This is a genomic window from Pantoea phytobeneficialis, assembly GCF_009728735.1.
GTDB classification, from domain to species: Bacteria; Pseudomonadota; Gammaproteobacteria; order Enterobacterales; family Enterobacteriaceae; genus Pantoea; species Pantoea phytobeneficialis.
Genome location: NZ_CP024637.1, coordinates 73,303 through 94,939 on the forward strand (window position 1 = coordinate 73,303; position 21,637 = coordinate 94,939).

Here is a 21,637-nt window from a genome sequence, read left to right on the forward strand (position 1 = left end):
TCATGATTTACACAACAGACCGATGAGGCTAATTTTGCAGCACTGATTACAGTGAACATCCCTTCAAACACCCTTCTTCCTCAAGGAGTTTCATCAGTATCAATTCTTTCTGATTAGATGAGATATATTTGCCTGATGTGCAGGATTTCGGTATAAAGTCATAAATCCTACATATGTGGAGCAACTATGGCTAACGATGAAAAGCAAGTTCTGAAGGTTGCTCAGCGTTCTGAGAGAATGCTGATGAGTCTGACGGAACAGATCCAGGCACAGAAAGAAGAATTGCAGGAAAACACCTTTTACCAGGTTTACGCGAAAGCAGCGCTGGCAAAACTGCCAAAGTTAACGCGAGCCAGTGTTGATTATGCTGTCAATGAGATGGAAGAAAACGGCTATCCCTTTGATAAGCGCGCGGCGGGCAGTTCAACCAAATATGCCATGTCAATTCAAAACATCATCGATATTTACCACCATCGTGGTGTACCCAAGTACCGTGACCGCCACGCAGATGCTTTCACGTTATTTGTGGGCAACCTGAAAGGTGGTGTATCGAAAACCGTCTCAACCGTTTCTTTGGCACACGCATTACGCGCCCACCCGCATTTGCTGTTTGAAGATTTACGCATTCTGGTTATTGACCTCGATCCGCAATCCTCCGCGACCATGTTTCTCAATCATGAACGATCTGTTGGTCTGGTGGAGGCTACAGCCGCGCAGGCGATGTTGCAGAATGTCAGCCGTGAAGAACTGTTGAACGAGTTTGTTGTGCCCTCCATCATTCCGGGTGTAGATGTGCTGCCCGCTTCAATTGATGATGCCTTTATTGCTTCACGCTGGGATGAACTCTGCGCCGAGCATTTGCCTCAGCACAATGTACATTCGGTGTTATACGAGAACGTCATCGTTAAGCTGAAGAAGGATTATGATTTCATCTTTATTGATAGTGGCCCGCATCTCGATGCTTTCCTGAAGAACGCCATTGCGGCGTCTGATTTGCTAATGACACCCGTACCACCAGCCCAGGTCGATTTTCACTCTACGTTGAAGTATTTGACGCGCCTGCCGGAGCTGATTGGCATCATTGAAGATTCCGGGGCCAGCTGCCGCTTACAAGGCAATATTGGCTTCATGTCGAAGTTGTCCAATAAGGCCGACCATAAGTTATGCCACAGTCTCGCGAAAGAAATCTTTGGCGGTGACATGCTGGATGCGGCATTGCCGCGACTGGATGGTTTTGAGCGCTGTGGTGAGTCCTTTGACACCGTTATTTCGGCCAATCCTTCTACCTATGTTGGCAGCAGCGAAGCCTTAAAGAATGCGCGTTCAGCGGCGGAAGATTTCGCCAAAGCCGTGTTTGACCGTATTGAATTTATTCGCCTGAACTGAGGTTACTATGAGCGCAAAACGCATTACGATTGGCAGAACATTCAGCCAGACACCGTTGCAAACAGAAGAAACATCAGAAGGCCACTCTCAAACTTTTATCCTGTCGACAGGCAAGCGCGCCCAGTTCACCCTGGAACGTATTGCAGCGAAAGAGATTGAAGAAAGAACCTATGTGGTGATGGAAACTAATGGTCGCGACCAGGCGGGACTCACCCCTGAATCACTGCGTGACATTATCCGTACTATCAAACTCCAGCAGTTCTTTCCGGCAATTGGCGTGCAGCGTGATGACCGCATCGAGATTCTTGATGGGTCACGGCGTCGTGCTGCGGCATTGCATTGTAAAACTGGCCTTGACGTCCTGGTAACTGATGCGGCTATCAGTGCTGAAGAAGCCCGTCGCCTGGCGCAGGATATTCAAACTGCACGCGAACATAATCTGCGTGAAGTGGGTATGCGTCTGATGGCGCTGAAGGACGGCGGCCTGTCGCAAAAAGAAATCGCGCAGAGTGAAGGATTGTCGCAGGCTAAAGTGACCCGTGCGTTGCAGGCGGCGAGTGTTCCGGCAGATTTAATTACGCTGTTTCCCAATCATTCCGAACTGACCTATCCCGACTATAAATCCTTGTTGCAGGCTTATGAGAAGCTCCAGGAAACCGGGCAGACGGTTGAGGCTCTGATTGAAGCGATAGGTATGGATGTCGATACTGTCTGTGCGCGTGATGGGCTGGCGGAAGATGAAGTGAAGAACGGCATTTTACGGTTGGTGCGTAATGGAAGCCAGACGCTGGTACAGTCACCGGCAAAAGATAAAGTGGTTGCTGCCGCGCTCTGGACCTTTGCCGACAAAGACCGTTTCGCGCGTAAAAAAACACGAGGTCGCATGTTCAGCTATGAATTTAATCGCCAGTCAAAAGAGTTGCAGGACGAACTTGATCGGGTGATAAACGAAACCCTCAACAAATACCTCAATCAGTAAGCTACGCCGCCTTCGGGCGGTTTTTTTTGCTCCTCGCCAGCCTGATTTCATCGCTAACCTCATGAAATTCCGATAATGCCGTGGTAAATTTCAGGCTGAAATCGCCATAATTTCAGCCTCGCAGCAATGTCTTTACGCCATAAAATCAGCTGGCCTGGTGCAGGATTAACCGATAGCAACATAAAGCAGAAAAAGGTTGGATTTGGCGTATAGCCACGATGGGAAAGATGAAATCATTGAACCTCGCCACAGCGATTTCATCATTATCTCTTTGAATATCATCGTTTTTTTAAAACGATTTCAGCCTGAAATCGCCAGGGTTGCAGCTCACATCAACCTGTCGCCGTCAGACAATGCCTTCATTAGCCAAATGATATTCAATAGTTTATCCACAGAAAAGGTGGATAACTTTGCCGAGCGCCCTGCTCGCTCAGCTCGCCAGATGATATTACGCCAGTAAACGTAACCCCGAAGAAAACTGCCAGACAGCCTCTCTGACACGAACGGGTTTATTGATTAAGCCCAGAGCATAAAAGCGGTCGGCGATAGCCTGCTGCTGTTTAATCACCTCGAATGCCATTGATCGGGTTTGATGGCTGCGGCGTGATAAGGCGCGCTCGACGGCATCGGTTTCCAGACCCAGTTCCTGCGCCAGTAGCATCGCTGCCTGATGCCTGCGACTAGCGATGAACTGTCCAGTCTGTTGCAACGCTTCCACTAACTGATGCACGATATCATCATGCTGCTGAACGTAATCACGACGGGCCAAATAGAATTGATGATTGCTGACACGCCCTTCGCCATTAGCGATGACGCGCAATGCCGGATTATTCTCTGCTGCGCTGAGTAGCGGGTCCCACATCATCCAGGCGTCAACGGAGAGATAATCACTGACCGTCAACGGATATTTGGGCGGTGCATACACCACTTTTATCTCATCAAGGCCAATGCCTGCTTCATCCAGCAACTGCAACAACAGCCAGTGCACGTTTGAACCTTTATTGACAGAAATCCGTTTTCCTCTTAGATCGGCCAATGTCGTGATATCACTTTCAAGCGGGACGACGATGCCGACGCTGCTTGGTGCAGGCGGTTCCCAGGCGATATAGGTCACCGCATTGCCGCTCGCCTGAGCAAAAATTGGCGGTACTTCACCGGTGGTGCCAAAATCAATTTCGTTGTTTTGCAGAGCATAAAGCAGTTGTGGGCCAGCAGGAAACTCACTCCAGAGCACACTCACGCCTTGCTGTGCAAAGCATTGTTCCAGGCTCTGGCGTGCTTTTAATACGCCAAGATTGCCAAACTTTTGATATCCGATGCGGAGCTCGCGTTCTCCTTGCGCTGCTGAGACAGCCTGGCCTGGGGTGACTGATACGGTTTTACGACGTCCTTTAATGACACCCTGATTAGCCAGATGGGTGCGTAAAGTATGGCGGCTAATACCTAATAATGTTGCTGCCTGGGTTTGGTTATTATCGGCAAGCTCCAGCGCGTTATTAATCAGGCTTTGCACCACGCGATCGAACAGTTGATTAGATTCAGACGTCAAATACTGACGTAGAAAACTATCAAGGGTGGAGTCCTGAACATCACTCAGCCGATGTTCACTGTAACCAGCAAGACGTAATTGCGCAGGGGTTAAGGTCTCCTCACGACTGAGCAGGACCGCATTATGCAGCGTGTTCTCCAGTTCTCGGATGTTGCCGGGCCAGTTGTACTGCATCAGGGCTTCGAGCGCATCAGGAGACAGACGCCGTGCCGGGCGTCCCAGACGGCGGGAATACAGCGCCAGAAAATGTTGTGCCAGTACGGGTATGTCTTCACGTCGTTGCCGTAAAGGAGGTAAGGGGACAACAGCGATGTTGAGACGATAAAACAGATCTTCACGGAACCGACGTTCCCGGATGGCCTGAGCCAGATCGACGTGAGTTGCAGCAATCACTCTGACATCAACTTTTATGGGTTTGCGCGAACCGACACGGGTAATTTCGCGTTCCTGCAATACGCGCAGCAGTTTTACCTGCAATGGCAGACTGAGTTCTCCAATCTCATCCAGTAACAACGTGCCGCCCTGGGCTGACTCAAACCAGCCTGGATGTGCCTGAGTGGCACCGGTGAACGCCCCTTTCTCATGCCCAAACAACTCGGCTTCTGCCAGACTCTCCGTTAATGCGCCGCAGTTCACCGCCAGGAAAGGGCCATGTCGGCGAGTACTATGATGATGCAGATAGCGGGCTACCACTTCTTTACCGGTACCGGTCTCACCCGCAATCAGCACGGTGGCATCCGTTGGGGCAAACTTGTCGAGTAAAGATTGAAATGCGCGAGAGGCTGGATCGACTAAACGGGGAGAATCCGCAAAATCAGCATAGGGTGTCAACATGATGAATATCCTTGTGCAAGCGTATCCTCACGCTATACAAGCACATTCACTATGAACAGTAGGAAAAAAGCATAAGAAGTTGCAAATGCAGCAAATGCTGTTGAAGCAAAGTTGCGAATGCAACAGATAACGAACGCTAAACACCATCAACCTACTGATATATCGGCGTTTAGTGAAGATGAGAAATTGGCACGCATTTCGCTAACGGCTATATAACTAAATAAATGAAGTGAAATGATCATTTTTTAATAAAGTTATATAGGAAATGCATAATGGCTGATTCCTCAAATGAGAACATCAATGTCTTCTGGTTCCTTCCTACACATGGTGATGGGCGCTACCTTGGCACGACGGAGGGTGGGCGACCGGTTGATTTAGGTTACTTACAGCAAGTCGCACTGGCGGCGGATAACCTCGGGTTTTATGGCGTGCTGATCCCCACGGGAAAAAGCTGTGAGGACTCCTGGCTGGTTGCTTCGGCGTTGGCACCGTTAACGAAGCGGTTACGCTATCTGGTTGCGGTGCGTCCGGGATTGCAGCCACCGACCCTGGCCGCACGTATGGCCAGCACGCTGGACCGCCTCTCCGACGGTCGCCTGCTGATTAATGTGGTGACGGGCGGTGACCCGGTAGAAAACAAAGGGGATGGCATTTTCCTCAGTCACAGTGAACGTTATGAGGTGACTAAAGAATTTCTGGACGTCTACAGCCGTCTGCTGCGTGGCGAAAAGGTTGACTATAAGGGGCAGCATATTCACGTTGAAGGTGCTGAGGTATTGTTCCCACCGGTACAGGAAAATGGTCCACCGCTGTACTTTGGCGGTTCATCCGATGCTGCCATTGATGTTGCGGCACAGCAAATTGATACCTATCTCACCTGGGGTGAACCCCCGGCGCAGGTTGCAGAGAAGCTGGCGGTAGTACGCGCGCGGGCAGAAGCACACGGACGTAAGCTGGAATACGGTATTCGTCTGCATGTCATCGTACGTGAGACGGAAGAAGAGGCCAAAGCGGCCGCAGATAAACTGATTGCGCACCTTGATGAAGAGACGATTGCGCAGGCGCAGAAAATTTTTGCCCGTATGGATTCAGCCGGGCAAGCGCGGATGAGCGCATTGCATAAAGGTTCGCGTGACAATCTCTACATTGCTCCTAATCTGTGGGCGGGAGTCGGGCTGGTTCGTGGTGGGGCAGGGACGGCGTTGGTCGGCAGTCCGGAGCAGGTCGCTGCCCGCATTCGCGAATATCAGGCGTTGGGCGTGACCAACTTCATCCTTTCAGGCTATCCGCATCTCGAAGAAGCGCATCGTGTGGCAGAGTTACTCTTACCGTTGCTGCCGCTGGCGCACGGGCAGCAACAACGCGCCCGCAGCGTTAATACCGGCCCGTTTGGTGAAACCATTGGTGGTGACAAACGGCCAACCAAACAGGCGAGCGCCAGCTGATGCTGAAGACACGCAGTGAGGATCGGGCGATGCAGATACCCCATGTGATGATTGTGGGTGGTGGATTCAGCGGCACAGCGCTGGCGATTCATCTTGCCCGTAACGCGACAGCGCCATTACGCGTTACGGTGGTGGAACCTCGTCAGACGCTGGGGGCAGGGGTAGCCTATTCAACGCAAGAACCTGCGCATCGCATCAATGTCCCGGCGTCACGTATGCAACTTAGCGGGGATGAGCAGGGGGCATTTGATCGCTGGTATCGGCAGCAGCCGGAATGTTCACTGGATTCAGTAGCCCATTGTGCCGATGGCGCGGTGTATCCACAGCGTGGCATGTTTGGTCGTTACCTCGCCGAACTGTTTGCCCAGGCTGTACTACAGCACCCGCAGGTGACCTTACGCCATATCCAGGCCAGCGCTCTCGCCTGGGAAGGGCAACAGTTGCTGCTGAGCAACGGTGAAACGCTTGAAGGCAATGTGTTGGCGCTGGCAATCAGCCATCCGCCGCCTTCACTGCCGAGGGCGCTCCTGCCTTTCTCCGCACACCCGGCGCTGATTGCCAATCCGTGGCAACCAGGCGTGCTTGATAACATCGACAGCCACGCCTCGGTGGCGATTATCGGCACCGGTCTGAGTATGGCCGATGTGGTGGCCTCACTGGCAACACGACAGCATCGTGGCCCGTTATTAGCCTTCTCCCGGCGTGGGCAGCTGTCACGCGCCAACCTGAGCGGTGAATGGCCCGAGTGGACGCTGGCACCGCAACCCCAACCCAGCACGCGTCTGTGGTTGCATCATATTCGGGCGGAGGTCGCGCGCGCCGCAGAGCAGCAATTGCCGTGGCAGCGTGTGCTGGATGAAGTGCGCGCGCAGGGGCAAAGCATCTGGCAGTCGCTGTCATTGCGTGAACAACAGCGTTTTGTCCGTCATTTGCGGTCGTGGTGGGATGTGCATCGTTATCGCATTGCGCCACAGGTGGCGGCAGAGATCACGCAACGTCAACAGGCGGGAACGCTGCGCGTGCTGGCGGCCCGTCTCGCGGCCATCGCATCCCGTGGCGACCAGCTTGATATTACGTTGCATACCCGTGACGGGGCGACAGAACACCACCCGCTCGACCATCTTATCGTCACCACGGGGCCCGGCCATGAAGCGCTAACCGCCAGCCAACCGTTACTGCTGTCGCTCAGTCAACAAGGCTTCATCCGCGCCGATGCGTTAGGTTTTGGTATTGACGTCGATCGCCATTCCCACACGCTGACGCGATCCGGTCAGCCAAGCCAAAATGTATTTGTGGTTGGCCCAGCCGCCAGGGCGCGTTTTGGCGAACTGATGGGATTGCCGCAGGTTGCCGATCATGCCGCTGAGGTGGCACGCCAAATTCTCCTGTCGCTGCATATCAAACATGCGGAGCGATGTCCCCCTTTAGCACCCTGATTTCCCAACATTCCCCTAAAAATTAACTGACGAACGCCGGGTCGCACAGCGATCACGGCCTCGCTATGGAGATTGCTATGCCATCGCAACGTGAAATACGCCTGAATGCTTTTGATATGAACTGTGTCGGACACCAGTCACCGGGGTTGTGGGCGCATCCGCGCGACCGCTCGTGGCAGTACAAGGACCTGGAATATTGGGTCGATTTGGCACGTTTGCTGGAACGCGGCAAATTTGATGGCTTATTTATCGCTGATGTATTAGGCATCTACGATGTGCTTAACGGTAACGGTGATGCCGCCATTCGTCAGGCCACGCAGGTTCCAGTGAACGATCCGCTGGCGTTGATTACCCCGATGGCGCTGGTGACCGAGCATCTGGGATTTGGACTGACCGCCTCGCTGTCGTTTGAACATCCTTATCCATTTGCCCGACGTCTGTCGACGCTTGATCACCTGACGAAAGGGCGTATTGGCTGGAACATTGTCACCTCATATCTGGAGAGTGGCGCGCGCAATATCGGGCACAAAGCGCAAACCGATCACGACAGCCGTTACGACTATGCCGATGAGTACCTCCAGGTGGTGTACAAACTGCTGGAAGGCAGTTGGGAAGCAGATGCGGTGTTACGTGACCGTGAGCGCCGTATCTTCAGCGATCCCAGCAAAATCCATCCGATCAATCATCAGGGGACTTTCTTCAGCGTACCGGGGATTCATCTGTGCGAACCGTCACCGCAGCGTACGCCGGTGTTGTATCAGGCGGGGGCATCCAGCCGCGGGAAGCAGTTCGCTGCCGAACATGCCGAATGCGTATTTGTTGCGGCACCGTCCAAAGTGCTGCTGAAGAAAACCGTGGCAGATATCCGCCGCCGCGCGGCAGAAGCGGGACGCGATCCGCGCAGCATTCTGATCTTCAATCTGCAAACGGTCATCGTCGGAGAAACGGATAAAGCAGCGCAGGCGAAGTGGCAGGAATACAAAAACTGGGTGAGCTACGAAGGTGCGCTGGCACTGGTATCGGGTTGGACCGGCATCGACTTCGGCCAGTATCAGCCGGATCAGGTGCTGAAGTATCTGCACACCAACGCCATCCAGTCAGCAGTGGAAACCTTCTCCACCGCCGATCCTGACCGTCAATGGACCGTGGCTGCGCTGGCTGATTGGGTCGGTATCGGTGGCTTTGGCCCGCTACTGGTGGGAAGCGCCGCAACGGTAGCGGATGAGTTACAAAGCTGGGTTGAAGAAACCGATGTCGATGGTTTTAACCTTGCTTACGCGCTGACGCATGAAACCTTTGAAGATGTGGTCGAGTTGCTGATTCCGGAATTGCAGAAGCGGGGCGTATTTAAGAAAGAGTACGCCAGCGGCACGCTGCGCGAGAAGTTATTCCGGGCCGGGCCACAGTTGCAGGCACCCCATCCTGGCGCGGGTTATCGCGTGCAGACGGTGCCGCAGGAGGTCATATGATCGAGATCGAGGCATTGAGTAAGCACTATCGCGCACCTGACGGACGCGTGACCGACGTGCTGAAGTCTATCAACCTTGAGGTACAGCCTGGCAACATCACGGCGGTGGTGGGACCGAGCGGGGCAGGGAAGTCGACGCTGGCAAAATGCATTAGCCTGCTGGAACAACCGAGTGCCGGAAGCATCCGCGTCAACGGCCACGACCTTTCCCGGCTGAGTGGTGAAGTGCTGCGCCGCGAGCGACGCGCGATCGGCACCGTGTTTCAATCGTCGGCGTTGTTGCAGCGCAAATCCGCCTGGGAAAATATCGCCTTGCCGCTGCGTTATCTTGGTGTGGTGGAACGCGACATCTCCGCGAGGGTAGGGGAGTTGCTGGAGCACGTCGGGCTGAGCCATAAAGCCTCGGCGTTCCCGGCACAGCTTTCTGGTGGACAACGTCAGCGCATTGGCATTGCCCGCGCGCTGGCGCTGCGGCCATCAGTATTGCTGGCTGATGAAGCGACATCCGGGCTTGACCCCGAGGCCACCGTCACCATCCTCGACCTGCTGCGTAAATTACGTGACGAGTACCGGCTGGCGATTGTGTTAATTACCCATGAAATGGACGCGGTACGCCGTGCGGCAGATGCGGTGGCGGAAATTCGTGACGGGCAAATTGTGCATTACGGCGTGGTGAAGCAGTTGTTGGCGCAGCCTGATTCCCGCCTGGCACAACAACTTCTGCCGCTGGCGCCACAACCGGCCTCGTCAGAGCTGGTACTTCAACTGAGCTACCGCACCGATGTGCCGGTCGCCAGTGACTGGCTGACTCGCCTGAGTCAGCAATTTGCGCTGCGTATTGATCTACTGGGAGCGCATATCGAGCAGGTGAATGGCCTGCAACTGGGACGCTTGCAGGTTGGCATTCACTTCCAGCGTGAACGTGTTCCTTTGTCGCAGTTGCTGATGCAGCTGGAACAACTGGGGTTGATTGGCCGCGTCACTGCGGGTGCGCCGTTGCTGAAGGAGGCGGTATGAGCGTCTCCGTCATGAGTCAGGATACACCCTGGAAGGAAATACCCACGTTGATGCTACCCGCTTTGGGTGAAACGGTGTTGATGGTCGGTATCGTGATGTTGTTTGTCGTGACCTGCGGTGGGGTGGTGGGCGTGGTGTTGTTTAACACCTCCGCACGCGGGTTGTTTCCTCATCGGGGTGTGAACCGGGTGTTGAGCTGGATTGTGAACATGGGACGCTCGCTACCGTTCCTGGTGTTGATGGCTGCGATTATCCCGTTCACCTTCTGGTTAACCGGCACCACTATCGGCATTCCGGCTGCGGTGGTGCCCATGATTGCCGCCGGTATCCCGTTTTTCGGACGGCTGGTGGATAACGCCCTGCGTGAGTTACCAGGGGAGGTCACCGCTGTGGGGCTGGTCTGTGGGGGATCGCGCTGGCAAATCATCCGCCAGGCACAACTCAGCGAAGCACTGCCAGCGATTGTCGCCGCCATCACCCTCAATCTGATCTCCATGATCGAATACTCGGCGATTGCCGGCACCATCGGTGCCGGTGGCATTGGCTATCTGGCCGTGGTGTATGGCTATCAACGTTTCGACAATCACATCATGATCGCCACCATCGTGGTACTGGTCGCCTTAATTCAAACCATTCAGTTTCTCGGTGATCGTTTGGTTACCGCTTTACGTCATCCTCAGGGGACATCGCTATGACAACACAAGAATTTGAGTTACGTAAAACCCGACGCTGGCCGTGGCTGCTGCTGATTATAGTGGTCGTTGCCGCCGCCGCTGCGGCCGGGTTCTGGCGTAGCCAGCAACCGCAGGCGGTCGTGTTTGGCACCACCTTAAAAATTCACTATGAACCGGCGATGGCCGGTGAGCAGAAGCTGATTGAGTATGTGAATGACCATATCGCAGCGGATTACGGTCTGAAACTGGAAGCGGTCGGGGTGCAAGACCCGGTGCAGGCTGACCGCGCCGTGGCAGAGGGACAATACGCGGCAACGGTGTATCAGCATCAGTGGTGGCTGAAACAGGTGGTGGACGCGAATAATTTTGCGCTAACGCCAACGTTACCGCTGTTCCAGTGGGCCTTTGGTATCTACTCCGACCGCTACCGTTCAGTGGATGCGCTGCCGCAGGGGGCCACCATTGTGGTGCCGGATGATGGCGCAAACCAGGGCCAGGCGCTGTGGCTGCTGGCGCGTCAGGGATTAATCACCCTCGATCCCAACGTGGAACCACGCACGGCAAAACTAAAAAACATCACCGGTAATCCACATGGCTTTGTGTTTAAGGAGCTGGATTTGCTGACAATGCCGCGTGCGCTGAACTCGGTGGATGCCGCCATTGGTTACGTGTCGCAGTTTGATGCCGGAAAAGTGCCGCGTGACAAAGGCATTCTGTTCCCGCCTGCGCCGCGCACCTTTGCATCACAACTGGTGATCGGTACGCCTTATCTGTCACAGGAAAATATCGCAAAGCTGAAACAAGCCTTCTCCGATCCGCGCCTGCAACACTGGTTGAAGACCACGGATGATCCGCTGGTAAAAGGGGTTCTGGTGCCGGTTTCTGCCGACTAATTCTCTGCCGATGGCTGATACACCCGGGCATGTTCTGCGTGCCTGGGTTTTTGCGTTATTTCTATTTATCTTATTGATTTAAAACAAATAAATATCACTATTTGTTGTTTTGGTCCTGTCCGGTTAACGCTTATAACAACCTCACCTGCATAACAAATAACACCGTGAGGCGGTATGAGCACACTCCCTTTAGAAAACACCCTGCCGGTTTCGCAACCGGTCCGTTCGGTCAGCGACGTTGCGCGCCTGATCAATACCCGCAGTGAGAAAAACAACTATGCCCGCATGATTGTGTTTCTTGCGCTTGGTGGCGTATTTCTTGACGCCTACGATCTCACCACGCTTTCCTACGGCATTGATGATGTGGTTCGTGAATTCCAGATCTCGCCGTTTATTACCGGGCTGGTCACGTCATCGATCATGGTTGGCACTATCGTTGGCAACCTGATCGGCGGCTGGCTTACCGACAAATATGGCCGCTACTCGGTATTTATGGCCGACATGCTGTTTTTCGTGGTGTCGGCGATCGCCGCCGGGTTAGCGCCCAACGTCTGGGTACTGATTGGTGCCCGTTTCCTGATGGGGATTGGCGTGGGGATTGATCTGCCGGTCGCGATGTCCTACCTGGCCGAATTCTCCAAATTTGCCGGGAAAGGCAATAAAGCCGCGCGGCTCGCTGCGTGGTGCCCGATGTGGTATGCCGCCTCGACGCTCTGCTTCCTGCTGATCTTTGCTCTCTACTTTCTGCTCCCGAAAGAACACCTCGACTGGCTGTGGCGAGCTTCGTTGCTGTTTGGCGCGGTGCCTGCACTGCTGATTATCGCGGTGCGTAGCAAGTTTATGAATGAATCCCCGTTATGGGCGGCTAATCAGGGGGACCTGAAATCGGCGGTGCGCATCCTGCGTGATTCCTACGGCATCCATGCCCATGAAGCGGAACCCGAAACGCCCCCGGCCTCTGCGGCACCGAAAGTCAGTTTCCGCGTGCTGTTCCAGAAGCCGTGGCGTGAACGCACCATCGTCGCCGGGGTGATGAATATCTGCATCTCGTTTGAATACACCGCCATCGCCTTCTTCCTGCCATCCATTCTGGCCCAGTTCCTCGGGGCTGGGGTGTTTGAAACCATTTCTGCCTCGCTGGGCCTGAATGCGTTGTTTGCCTTTACCGGCGGCCTGCTGGGGATGCGCCTGGCGTGGAAATATCCGTCGCGCCATGTGGCGATTGCCGGATTTGCCTTGCAGTTTGTCGCACTGATCGCACTGGCCTTGATTGGTCATCCCGAAGCGCTGGCAGGCATTGTGTTTGCGGTGTTGATGCTCGGTCTGTGGCTGTTTGCGGAAGGATTCGGCCCCGGCGCGCAGTTGATGGTCTATCCGGCGCTGTCATATCCCACGTCGATTCGCGCTACCGGCGTCGGATTTAGCCGTGCACTGTCGGGTATCGGTAGTGCGTTAGCGCTGTTTATTCTGCCGATTCTTCAGGCCTCGCTTGGCACCAACATGTTCTGGGTGGTTTCGCTCAGCGCCATCATCCCGATTTTCTTCCTGCTGGCGGTGCGTCACGAGCCAACCCGCCACGATATCGATGATCTTTCCCATCAGGAGTGAACCATGACCTTATTAGCTACAGGTACTGACTATGCGCGGCTGGCCGCACATTTCCGCCCGGTGTTTGAACGCATCGCCACAGGTGCAGCCGACCGTGAGCGTCATCGTACGTTGCCGGATGAACCGCTGACCTGGCTGAAAGAAGCGGGCTTTGGCACGGTGCGGATTCCGCAGGAAAAAGGCGGTTGGGGCGCTTCGCTGCCGCAGCTGTTCCAATTGTTGACTGAACTGGCTGAAGCCGATTCGAATCTGCCGCAGGCGCTGCGCGCGCATTTTGCTTTCGTCGAAGATCGTCTCAATCAGCCGGACAGTCCGGCGCGCGATGGCTGGTTCCGGCGTTTTATTGATGGTGAGCTGGTGGGGAGTGGTTGGACTGAGATTGGTACGGTGAAACTGGGGGATGTCATCACCCGCGTCACGCCAGGTGAAAAGGGCTGGACGCTGAACGGCGAGAAATTTTATAGCACCGGCACCCTGTTTGCCGACTGGATTGATGTCTATGCGCGGCGCAATGACAATCAGGGGGATGTGATAGCGCTGGTCAACACGCATCAACCCGGCGTCAGCCTTGAAGATGACTGGGATGGCTTCGGCCAGCGTCTGACCGGTAGCGGCACCACCCGTTTCGCTAATGCCCACGTTGAGCAGGAGCATGTGTTCGATTTTGCCGAGCGTTTCCGTTACCAGACCGCGTTCTACCAGCATGTGCTGCTGGCGACGCTGGCCGGGATTGCGCGAGCTGCCGCGCGTGATGCGGCACAGGGGGTGAAGGCACGCCAGCGTATCTACAGTCACAGCAACGGCAGTGCCTCACGCCAGGATGTGCAGGTGTTGCAGGTGGTGGGTGAAGTGACCAGCCTCGCCTTTGCCGTGGAGGCGACGGTGATCCGTGCCGCACATTCACTGCAATCAGCATATGAGGCCCATATCAGCGGTGACGAGGTTTATCTCAAACAGGTGAATGACCTGGCAGAAGCGGAAGCCGGGCAGGCGCAGGTGATCGCCAGCGAACTGGTGCCGCGTGCCGCGACTGAGTTGTTTAATGCGTTAGGCGCTTCTGATACTCGCTTAAGCAAAGCATTGGATCGCCACTGGCGTAATGCACGCACCGTGGCATCACATAATCCGGTGATCTACAAAGCGCGTGATATCGGTGACTGGCAGGTAAATGGTACATCGCCAACCGCCATCTGGCAGATCGGCAGGGGAGAATGAATGGGGGGCGTGAAGCGCCCCTTTTGCCCGTAGCGGCACGATTTACCGCGCTCTTTTGACCTTTTGGCTGACAAAATGCGCGATAAATCGTGCCGCTACGATGTAGATCTTTATTGCTTATCCAGCGACCAGGTGGCGCTGCGTACATCCACCTTCACCGGCAACAACCCAACGCGCGTAAAGGTATCCGCCAGCGCCTGCTGTTCATCAAACACCTGCGGCGTCATGCGTTGTGCACCATACGGCAGACGCGCCAGCGTGGTTTGCCAGATGGCCTTATCCAGTCCGGTCGATTTTGACAGAATGGCGGCGGCATCGTCCTGATGGTGGTTAGCCCAGTCACTCAGTTTACTTAACTCATCCACTACCTGTTTTGCGGTTTGCGGATGTTCCTCAGCAAAACGACGGCTGGCAAGGTAGAAGGTGTAATGCGGCACTAAACCTTCGGCATTGCGTACCTGGCGTGCGCCGGTGTGTGCTTCAACTTCGGCGAGGAACGGGTCCCAGATAACCCAGGCGTCAATGGCACCCTTTTGGAAGGCTGCGCGAGCATCAGCCGGTGGCAGGTACACCGGAGTGATGTCTTTATAGTTCAGCCCGGCATCTTCCAGCGCTTTAACCAGCAGATAATTGACGTCCGAACCCTTATTCAGACCTACTCGCTTTCCTTTGAGATCGGCAACGTTGTGAATCGGGGAATCTTGCGGCACCACGATGGCTTCGGTTTTCGGGTTAGCAGGGGAGTGGGCGAGATAGATCAGATCGGCCTTTGCCGCCTGAGCAAAAGCGGGAGGGGCGTCCCCGGTCGCCGCCAGATCGATGCTACCGACATTCAGACCTTCCAGCATTTGCGGCCCGGCAGGAAACTCAATCCAGCGAACGTTAATGCCTTCCTTTTTCAGGGTTTCATCCAGCGTGCCGCGATATTTCAGCAACGCAAAGATATTGGCTTTCTGATAACCGATGTTGACGGTTTCCGGGTTGGCAGCAAAGCTGTGCGCGGAAAGCAGACCAAGGCTTAACGCCAGCGTGCTTAATAAATGCGTTTTACGTTTCATCATTGTTCTCGCGTGGTTTTTTTTACCACCATAGCAAAGCGCATATATAACCAATAAATAACGATTTTCGATCGCTTATAACTTTATTTCGAATTTTGCGCCATTCACTGTAATCAGTTGTCGGGTGAAAATGGCGGCTGAAATTTCCATAGATGCCCATATAATTAGCACGGTAATAATTTGTATAACAAATCAAAATGCCTTCCTCCCAGGCTTCTGCCAGGATACGCTTATCCGTGCCTGCTCAAGGTCTTTTTTGCTTTATGAAGTGGCTTTCTCAAAGTGCAGTGCTGTTTTCTGCCAAAACTTGTCTTGCCGCCTTTCTGGCTTTTTACATTGCTCTGGAACTCAATCTCGATAAACCGGCCTGGTCGTTGACCACCGTGTATGTCGCCTCGCAGCTCTATTCTGCTTCGACGGTGTCCAAATCCATCTTCCGCTTTATGGGAACGGTGCTGGGCGGGTTATTCACGCTGTTGATCTATCCAATGACGGTACAGGAACCGATGCTGTTCAGCCTGTGCATCTCGCTGTGGGTGGCGGTGTGTCTCTATCTCTCGCTGCATGACCGGACGCCAAAAAGTTATGTCTTTATGCTGGCGGGCTACAGCGCCGCCATTATGGGATTTCCCGATGTCACTTCACCGGCATCGATCACCTACACCGTGATTTCACGTATCGAGGAAATCACCGTCGCAATTGTGTGCAGTAGCCTGGTGCATCGTCTGATCATGCCGGTATCAATGCGCCATCTGCTGGAGCAGAGTGTCAGCCAGTGGTATCAAAATGCGCGCAAGCTATGCAGCGAACTGGTGACATCGACACCTAATGATAAGGCGCTTGAGCGGGAAGGCATCCTGATTCAGATGGCTAACTATCCCCTCAATGTGGAGACGCTGATTACTCACTGTGTTTATGAAGGCGATGCGGCGCGCCGTCTGGTGCGTCTGGTAAGCGTGCAGTATCAACATCTTTCATATCTGATCCCGACACTAACGGCGATTGAGTCACGGCTTAACTTGCTGGCACAGCAGCAAATTCTTTTCCCCGAGTATGTGGCGCAGGCGTTTCAGCAATTTCTCGTCTGGCTGAACGGTGCAGAAGACCAACCGGTGCATGACCATTTGCTGGCGGCGCAGGAACAACTCAAACTGGCGTGGGAGGAGGGCCGGCTTAACAGCGAAGAAAGCATTTTGCTGCTGGGATTGCTGGAGCGTTTGCTGAATTTTGTCCGTATTGCCAATGCCTACCACAGCGTCAGTGAGCGTGTCAGTGAGTGGACACCAACGGTGAAACCGGGGAAAACCGTGGTGCGCAGCCACCGCCATATCGACAAAGGCTTATTGTTACTCTCCTCTTTCACCGCCTTTACCGCCACCTTCGCCACCTGCCTGTTTTGGATTGGCAGCGGCTGGGTCGATGGTTCGACTGCGCCGATGATGGCGGCGGTACTTTGCTCATTCTTTGCCGGCATGGATAGCCCGATTGCTCCGATGAAGCTGTTCCTTAAGGGGGTGATCATCGCGGTGGCGATCAGCCTGATGTATATCGTCTTTCTCATTCCACAGGCGGTGACGTTTGAAGCCTTGGTGATCTGTCTGGCTCCAGGATTACTGGCGTTGGGGCTGGTGATTGCCAATCCCTCCACCAACCTGATTGGCCTGATTGTGGCGACCCAAATACCGGGTTTTATCGGGATGAGTCACCACTTCAAACCTGACTTACTGCTTATAGTGAATGCGGTGCTGTCGACGATGGTAGGGATTGTGATTGGCGTGGTGATCACCGCCTTAATCCGTAATAAACGTCCCTCCTGGACGGCGAAGCGCGCGGTACGTAAGGGCATTCGTGAGCTGCTGCAATTTATCACCACGATGCGGCTGGATGGCGTGACGATGTCGATGCGACAGCAGTTCGTGGCGCGTACGCTGGATAAGGTCAACGTGATCCTGCCACGTAAGCGGGTTGATCCGGTGCCGGATCTGGTGTCCGGTGGCAACCTGATTGCTGAAGCCTGGCTGGGAGCCAATTGCTATGACTTTTACGTACGGCATCAGGCGCTACTGGCGACGCATCACATCGATAGTGGCGCAATGTTCCATGAGTTAAGCCAGTTCCTTAAGCTGCGCCTGAAATCATTGCAGACGCAGCCGCAGCCAGCCTTGCTGATGGAGCTGAATCATTTATTACTCGGCCTGGAAGCGGGTGCCATGCAGGAACGTGCGTTATTTGCTCCACTGTTCCATTTGTTCAATATTCGGTTATCGTTGTTTCCGACGGCACGCTGGCCGGAAAGGATAAAGGACACAGAATGAAACTGATCGGCCTGATTGGCGGAATGAGCTGGGAATCGACGGCGCTCTATTATCGCATCATCAATGAACAGGTAAAGCAGCAGTTGGGTGGATTGCACTCGGCACGCAGCCTGATGTACAGCGTTGATTTTCACGAAATCGAGCAATTACAGGTTGCCGGTGAGTGGCAAAAAGCCGGAGAGATTCTGGCGGCAGCGGCAGTCAGCCTTGAGCGGGGTGGAGCGGATTTCATCGTGCTCTGTACCAACACCATGCATAAGGTTGCCGGGCAAATTACGGCGGCGGTAAATATTCCGCTGCTGCATATTGCTGATGCTACGGCGGAGCGTATCCGTCAGTCAGGCGTGAAACGCGTCGGATTGCTGGCGACGGCCTTTACTATGGAACAGGCGTTCTACAAAGGACGCCTGCAACAGGAGTACGGTATTGAGGTGCGGGTGCCCGCCGCCGCGCAGCGCAAGGTGGTGCATGACATCATTTATCAGGAGCTGTGTCTGGGGATCATTCGTGATGAGTCACGCGCGCGGTATCGCGAGATTATTGCGCAGCTGGTGGCTGACGGGGCGGAAGCCATTATTCTCGGCTGCACGGAGATCACCTTGCTGGTGAAGCCGGAGGATGCCAGCGTGCCGCTGTTCGATACCACGCTGATTCATGCCCAGGATGCGGTGAAGGCCGCGTTATCGTAGCAAAGCCGCCCGCCAAAATTGGTGTTATGCCGCAAAACTGACAGGTATTTGTTCACTAAATCACCTGTGTTGACTATTCTCTCCCGAAATTAAATGTTGTGAACTGACTTTCAGGGAGAGAAAGCATGTTAACTAACACAAATTTCCGTGAGGATAATCGGAAGAGTTCGCGCAATCGTTACCTGTTATGCTTTGAAAATAAAGATGTTTATGCCGATGTTGAATCGTTTACGGGGGAGGAGGCACTCAGCCAACCGTGGCGTTATGCGATCCGTTTTTGCTCTGAAGATCGTGATATCCCGCCTGATAGTCTGGTGATGAAAAAGGCCTCGTTCAGGATCCGCGCTCCCACAGATGGCAATCCCCCCGAGACTCAGTGGCAAGAACAACGCGAAATCAATGGTGTGATAACCGGTATGGCGCGTGTCGCTGCCAGCCGCGATGAAGCGCTATACGAAATCACGCTTGAACATCCCCTCTCTTTGCTCGCTCATACCCGTCGTTTTGCCATTTTTCAGAATCTCGCCGTGCCTGAACTGGTTTGCCGTGTGCTCAAGTCGCACGGTATGCATGGCTATGAAATCGATATGGATGGCCTGTGCTGGACTTACCCCGAGCGTGAAATGATTGTCCAGTGGGGGGAAACCGACTTGCATTTCATTCTGCGTCTGTTGTCTGAAGTGGGGATTTGGTTTCGCTTTGAGCCACATGAAACGACCAGCCATTTAACGGTCATGGTTTTTGGCGATATGCCGTCACGGTACATTTTTGGTCATAAAATCATCGCGTTACCCCAGGCTGGTATGTCGGGGCAGCACCTGACCATCCGCAATATGACCAGCTCTGCGTCGGTGGTGCCTGCGGCGGTTCACACCCGCGACTATGACTACCGCATCCAACGCCTCACCGCCCTGGAATCCTTTGCGGATATGGGGAATGAAGCGCCTTTCACTCGCGGCCGTGATTACCATTACGGCGATATTCATCACGGCGAAGGCGATCGCTGGGCAAGTATGCAGGGTGGCGAAGCCGAAACGGCCTGGTTTTTCGCCCGTATTCGTCATGAGCGCCATTTATGTCAGCGCATCCGGCTCGCCGCACAGGTTGATGATCCCGCGCTGTTACCCGGTAGGGTGGTGGGAATTATCGGGGAACATCCCAGCTCTTTTGCAGATGGCATGCTGGTGGTGAGCCTGAACTGTCGTGGAGGTCGTAATACGCCTTTCCTGGCTGAGTTAAGCGGCATTCCCTTCAGCGCACGCGTGGCGTGGCGACCCGAACGGATCGCACGTCCCGTTATTGCGGGCACGGTACCGGCGCGAATCTCCGGCCTTCATCTTAATGACACTCTGGCGCGCCCCGATCGCCAGGGGCGCTACCGGGTTAAATTCAGCTTCGACCTGGATGAATGGGTGAAGGGGCAGGAGAGTATGCCGGTGCGTCTGGCGCGAATCTACGCGGGGGACCGTTTTGGCGTGCATTTCCCGCTACTGGATAACACCGAAGTCGCGATTGCCTTTGAAGGTGGTGATCCGGAGCGTCCCTACATTGCGCATGTCCTGCATGATGTTATCAATCCAGACCTGGTCAATGATCTCAATAGCACACGCAACGTCATCCGTACCTTTGGAAAAAACAAATTGCGGATGGAGGATGAGAAAGGGCGTGAGCATATCAAGCTGGCAAGCGAATTTGGTAAAACGCAGCTCAATATCGGCCATCTGGTAGACAGCAAGCGTCAAGCTCGCGGTGCGGGTGCTGAACTCCGTACTCAGCACCATGCATCCGTCAGAGCAGGGGAGGGGATTCTCCTGACCACTGCTGCTCAGCCGAATGTTAATGGCAGCCAGCTTGAGATGGCCGCAACCATCCGCCATCTGGAGCAGGCGCTGAGCCTGGCTTATAGCCTACAAGGGAGTGCGGGCCAGGCCGGGGCTGATGCAGTGGATACCGCGCCCCAACATAACCAGTCGCTGACCGGGTTAAACAAACCGGGCATTGTTGCCTGGGCCGATGCGGGGTTGGTGCAGGCCACGCCGGAGAGCCTGCAACTTTCCGCCGGGCAGGATGCCGTCATTACCGCCAGCAATAACGGCAGCGTGAATATTTTTAAAACCTTATCACTGGCGGCTGGTCAGGGGATCTCCGCATTTGTGCGCCGTGTGGGGATCAAACTGATTGCCGCGTCCGGCCACATTAGCTTGCAGGCGCAGCGGGGCAAGCTAACCGCGCTGGCAGATCAGGATATGCAACTGACCAGCGTGAACGGCGAAGTGCAAATCAGCGCGAAGAAGGGGTTATTTCTTCACTGCGGTGGCGGCGGGATTCGCATCCATCCGGGCGGGGGCGTGGAAATTTTTTCGCCGAAATACATTGAACAGAAATCACCGACGCTCAGTTACCAACAAGGTGAGATGGCGAAGATTGTGGATCCGGTATTTGCGGATAATCCGCTGGCGCGTCGGGTTCGTCTGTTTCGAGAGGGCGACCGCAAGCATCCACTGCTTAATCAGGCCTTTCAGGTCACTACCTCTGATGGCAGCGTGGTTGAGGGGGCCACCGATGCGAACGGTCATTCGCCGCTACTGGATTTGACCGAGACGGAACAGCTTGAAATAACGTTAATCAGGGAGGCAAAACGATGAACAAGGAAAAGCAGTCGGACGATGTGTTCAACAACCCGGTTCTCGGGACTTTTATTGGTGTGCCCCGTGATACCGCAGGGGCAATGCTCACCCAGGAATTTGCGGTGCGCAGCCCATTACCCTGCATCGTTATTCTGGTGCATGGCGTCAATGATATTGGCGAAGCCTACGAGACGCAGGAGCAGGGGATTGTCGCCGGGCTGAATACCCGGCTGGCGCGCACCGATATGCATCCTCATCAATGGGCGGAGATAAGTGGCTTAACCGACCTGAACGGTGCTGCACGGCGCGTGATCCACAGTGGACGCTCGCCGGTGATCCCGTTTTACTGGGGATATCGCCCGGTGGACCGCGAGACGTATGACAACGACCAGCAGCGTTACCGGGATGAAGTCAAAAAGCTCGGGCTGGAATCGGTGCTGCCAT

Annotated in this window: 17 protein-coding genes; 15 read left to right on the plus strand and 2 right to left on the minus strand. The window is 54.6% G+C overall.

Translation table 11 applies throughout. The annotated features are described in order from the left end of the window. The first annotated feature begins 186 nt into the window (after positions 1-186). From CTZ24_RS20530 to CTZ24_RS20540, 3 genes are all read left to right on the plus strand, one after another. A complete protein-coding gene (locus CTZ24_RS20530; protein WP_208726074.1) occupies positions 187-1,386 on the plus strand; it encodes an AAA family ATPase in 1,200 nt (399 codons plus the stop codon). 7 nt (positions 1,387-1,393) lie between these two features. Further along, the gene (locus CTZ24_RS20535) at positions 1,394-2,365 is read left to right on the plus strand and encodes a ParB family protein (RefSeq protein ID WP_208726081.1); all 972 of its coding nucleotides are present in this window, start codon (positions 1,394-1,396) and stop codon (positions 2,363-2,365) included. Between the two features lie 196 nt (positions 2,366-2,561). After that, positions 2,562-2,825, plus strand: coding sequence for a hypothetical protein (locus CTZ24_RS20540; protein WP_208726083.1), 264 nt, complete (start codon positions 2,562-2,564; stop codon positions 2,823-2,825). Here CTZ24_RS20540 and CTZ24_RS20545 read toward each other — a convergent pair. Continuing rightward, the gene (locus CTZ24_RS20545; RefSeq protein WP_208726085.1) at positions 2,814-4,748 is read right to left on the minus strand and encodes an aliphatic sulfonate ABC transporter substrate-binding protein; all 1,935 of its coding nucleotides are present in this window, start codon (positions 4,746-4,748) and stop codon (positions 2,814-2,816) included. The genes CTZ24_RS20540 and CTZ24_RS20545 overlap by 12 nt on opposite strands. Before the next feature lie 272 nt (positions 4,749-5,020). On the opposite strand from CTZ24_RS20545, the gene ssuD reads away from it, so the two are divergent. The 8 genes from ssuD (at position 5,021) to CTZ24_RS20585 (ending at position 14,504) form a co-directional block, all read left to right on the plus strand. Next, positions 5,021-6,193 carry an FMNH2-dependent alkanesulfonate monooxygenase gene (gene ssuD, locus CTZ24_RS20550; RefSeq protein WP_208726087.1) on the plus strand — a complete coding sequence of 391 codons (1,173 nt, stop codon included), beginning with the start codon at positions 5,021-5,023 and terminating at the stop codon, positions 6,191-6,193. Then, entirely contained in the window at positions 6,193-7,629 is a 1,437-nt protein-coding gene (locus tag CTZ24_RS20555; RefSeq protein WP_437180282.1) for an FAD/NAD(P)-binding protein, read from the plus strand. Before ssuD ends, CTZ24_RS20555 begins: the two co-directional genes overlap by 1 nt. Positions 7,630-7,706: 77 nt before the next feature. After that, positions 7,707-9,098, plus strand: coding sequence for an LLM class flavin-dependent oxidoreductase (locus CTZ24_RS20560; RefSeq protein ID WP_208726089.1), 1,392 nt, complete (start codon positions 7,707-7,709; stop codon positions 9,096-9,098). After that, positions 9,095-10,114 carry a methionine ABC transporter ATP-binding protein gene (locus CTZ24_RS20565; protein ID WP_208726091.1) on the plus strand — a complete coding sequence of 340 codons (1,020 nt, stop codon included), beginning with the start codon at positions 9,095-9,097 and terminating at the stop codon, positions 10,112-10,114. The genes CTZ24_RS20560 and CTZ24_RS20565 overlap by 4 nt, the downstream gene beginning before the upstream one ends. After that, positions 10,111-10,809, plus strand: coding sequence for a methionine ABC transporter permease (locus tag CTZ24_RS20570; protein WP_208726093.1), 699 nt, complete (start codon positions 10,111-10,113; stop codon positions 10,807-10,809). Before CTZ24_RS20565 ends, CTZ24_RS20570 begins: the two co-directional genes overlap by 4 nt. Continuing rightward, positions 10,806-11,681 carry a MetQ/NlpA family ABC transporter substrate-binding protein gene (locus CTZ24_RS20575; protein WP_208726095.1) on the plus strand — a complete coding sequence of 292 codons (876 nt, stop codon included), beginning with the start codon at positions 10,806-10,808 and terminating at the stop codon, positions 11,679-11,681. The genes CTZ24_RS20570 and CTZ24_RS20575 overlap by 4 nt, the downstream gene beginning before the upstream one ends. A 174-nt stretch (positions 11,682-11,855) precedes the next feature. Continuing rightward, positions 11,856-13,289 (plus strand): MFS transporter, encoded by a 1,434-nt coding sequence (locus CTZ24_RS20580; RefSeq protein WP_208726097.1) that lies wholly within the window; start codon positions 11,856-11,858, stop codon positions 13,287-13,289. A 3-nt stretch (positions 13,290-13,292) separates the two neighbouring features. Beyond that, the gene (locus CTZ24_RS20585; protein ID WP_208726099.1) at positions 13,293-14,504 is read left to right on the plus strand and encodes an acyl-CoA dehydrogenase family protein; all 1,212 of its coding nucleotides are present in this window, start codon (positions 13,293-13,295) and stop codon (positions 14,502-14,504) included. Between the two features lie 110 nt (positions 14,505-14,614). Here the strand turns inward: CTZ24_RS20585 and CTZ24_RS20590 are convergent, their stop codons facing one another. After that, positions 14,615-15,562 (minus strand): sulfonate ABC transporter substrate-binding protein, encoded by a 948-nt coding sequence (locus CTZ24_RS20590; protein WP_208726565.1) that lies wholly within the window; start codon positions 15,560-15,562, stop codon positions 14,615-14,617. A gap of 263 nt (positions 15,563-15,825) precedes the next feature. Between CTZ24_RS20590 and CTZ24_RS20595 the strand changes: the two genes are divergently transcribed. From CTZ24_RS20595 to CTZ24_RS20610, 4 genes are all read left to right on the plus strand, one after another. Then, on the plus strand, positions 15,826-17,877 hold the full coding sequence (locus CTZ24_RS20595; RefSeq protein ID WP_208726101.1) for an FUSC family protein: 2,052 nt from the start codon (positions 15,826-15,828) through the stop codon (positions 17,875-17,877). Further along, the gene (locus tag CTZ24_RS20600) at positions 17,874-18,566 is read left to right on the plus strand and encodes an aspartate/glutamate racemase family protein (RefSeq protein WP_208726103.1); all 693 of its coding nucleotides are present in this window, start codon (positions 17,874-17,876) and stop codon (positions 18,564-18,566) included. The genes CTZ24_RS20595 and CTZ24_RS20600 overlap by 4 nt, the downstream gene beginning before the upstream one ends. A gap of 125 nt (positions 18,567-18,691) precedes the next feature. Beyond that, positions 18,692-21,211 carry a type VI secretion system Vgr family protein gene (locus tag CTZ24_RS20605; protein WP_208726105.1) on the plus strand — a complete coding sequence of 840 codons (2,520 nt, stop codon included), beginning with the start codon at positions 18,692-18,694 and terminating at the stop codon, positions 21,209-21,211. After that, positions 21,208-21,637 (plus strand): T6SS effector phospholipase Tle3 domain-containing protein (locus CTZ24_RS20610; protein ID WP_437180283.1); only part of this gene is annotated, 430 nt, incomplete at its 3' end. The genes CTZ24_RS20605 and CTZ24_RS20610, both read left to right, overlap by 4 nt.

What these genes read in the sequence shown, in the direction of transcription:
- CTZ24_RS20530 (WP_208726074.1), top strand. Translation starts at nt 187, where the DNA reads ATGGCTAACGATGAAAAGCAAGTTCTGAAGGTTGCTCAGCGTTCTGAG.
- CTZ24_RS20535 (WP_208726081.1), top strand. Translation starts at nt 1,394, where the DNA reads ATGAGCGCAAAACGCATTACGATTGGCAGAACATTCAGCCAGACACCG.
- CTZ24_RS20545 (WP_208726085.1), bottom strand. Translation starts at nt 4,748, where the DNA reads ATGTTGACACCCTATGCTGATTTTGCGGATTCTCCCCGTTTAGTCGAT.
- ssuD (WP_208726087.1), top strand. Translation starts at nt 5,021, where the DNA reads ATGGCTGATTCCTCAAATGAGAACATCAATGTCTTCTGGTTCCTTCCT.
- CTZ24_RS20555 (WP_437180282.1), top strand. Translation starts at nt 6,193, where the DNA reads ATGCTGAAGACACGCAGTGAGGATCGGGCGATGCAGATACCCCATGTG.
- CTZ24_RS20560 (WP_208726089.1), top strand. Translation starts at nt 7,707, where the DNA reads ATGCCATCGCAACGTGAAATACGCCTGAATGCTTTTGATATGAACTGT.
- CTZ24_RS20565 (WP_208726091.1), top strand. Translation starts at nt 9,095, where the DNA reads ATGATCGAGATCGAGGCATTGAGTAAGCACTATCGCGCACCTGACGGA.
- CTZ24_RS20570 (WP_208726093.1), top strand. Translation starts at nt 10,111, where the DNA reads ATGAGCGTCTCCGTCATGAGTCAGGATACACCCTGGAAGGAAATACCC.
- CTZ24_RS20575 (WP_208726095.1), top strand. Translation starts at nt 10,806, where the DNA reads ATGACAACACAAGAATTTGAGTTACGTAAAACCCGACGCTGGCCGTGG.
- CTZ24_RS20580 (WP_208726097.1), top strand. Translation starts at nt 11,856, where the DNA reads ATGAGCACACTCCCTTTAGAAAACACCCTGCCGGTTTCGCAACCGGTC.
- CTZ24_RS20585 (WP_208726099.1), top strand. Translation starts at nt 13,293, where the DNA reads ATGACCTTATTAGCTACAGGTACTGACTATGCGCGGCTGGCCGCACAT.
- CTZ24_RS20590 (WP_208726565.1), bottom strand. Translation starts at nt 15,562, where the DNA reads ATGAAACGTAAAACGCATTTATTAAGCACGCTGGCGTTAAGCCTTGGT.
- CTZ24_RS20595 (WP_208726101.1), top strand. Translation starts at nt 15,826, where the DNA reads ATGAAGTGGCTTTCTCAAAGTGCAGTGCTGTTTTCTGCCAAAACTTGT.
- CTZ24_RS20600 (WP_208726103.1), top strand. Translation starts at nt 17,874, where the DNA reads ATGAAACTGATCGGCCTGATTGGCGGAATGAGCTGGGAATCGACGGCG.
- CTZ24_RS20605 (WP_208726105.1), top strand. Translation starts at nt 18,692, where the DNA reads ATGTTAACTAACACAAATTTCCGTGAGGATAATCGGAAGAGTTCGCGC.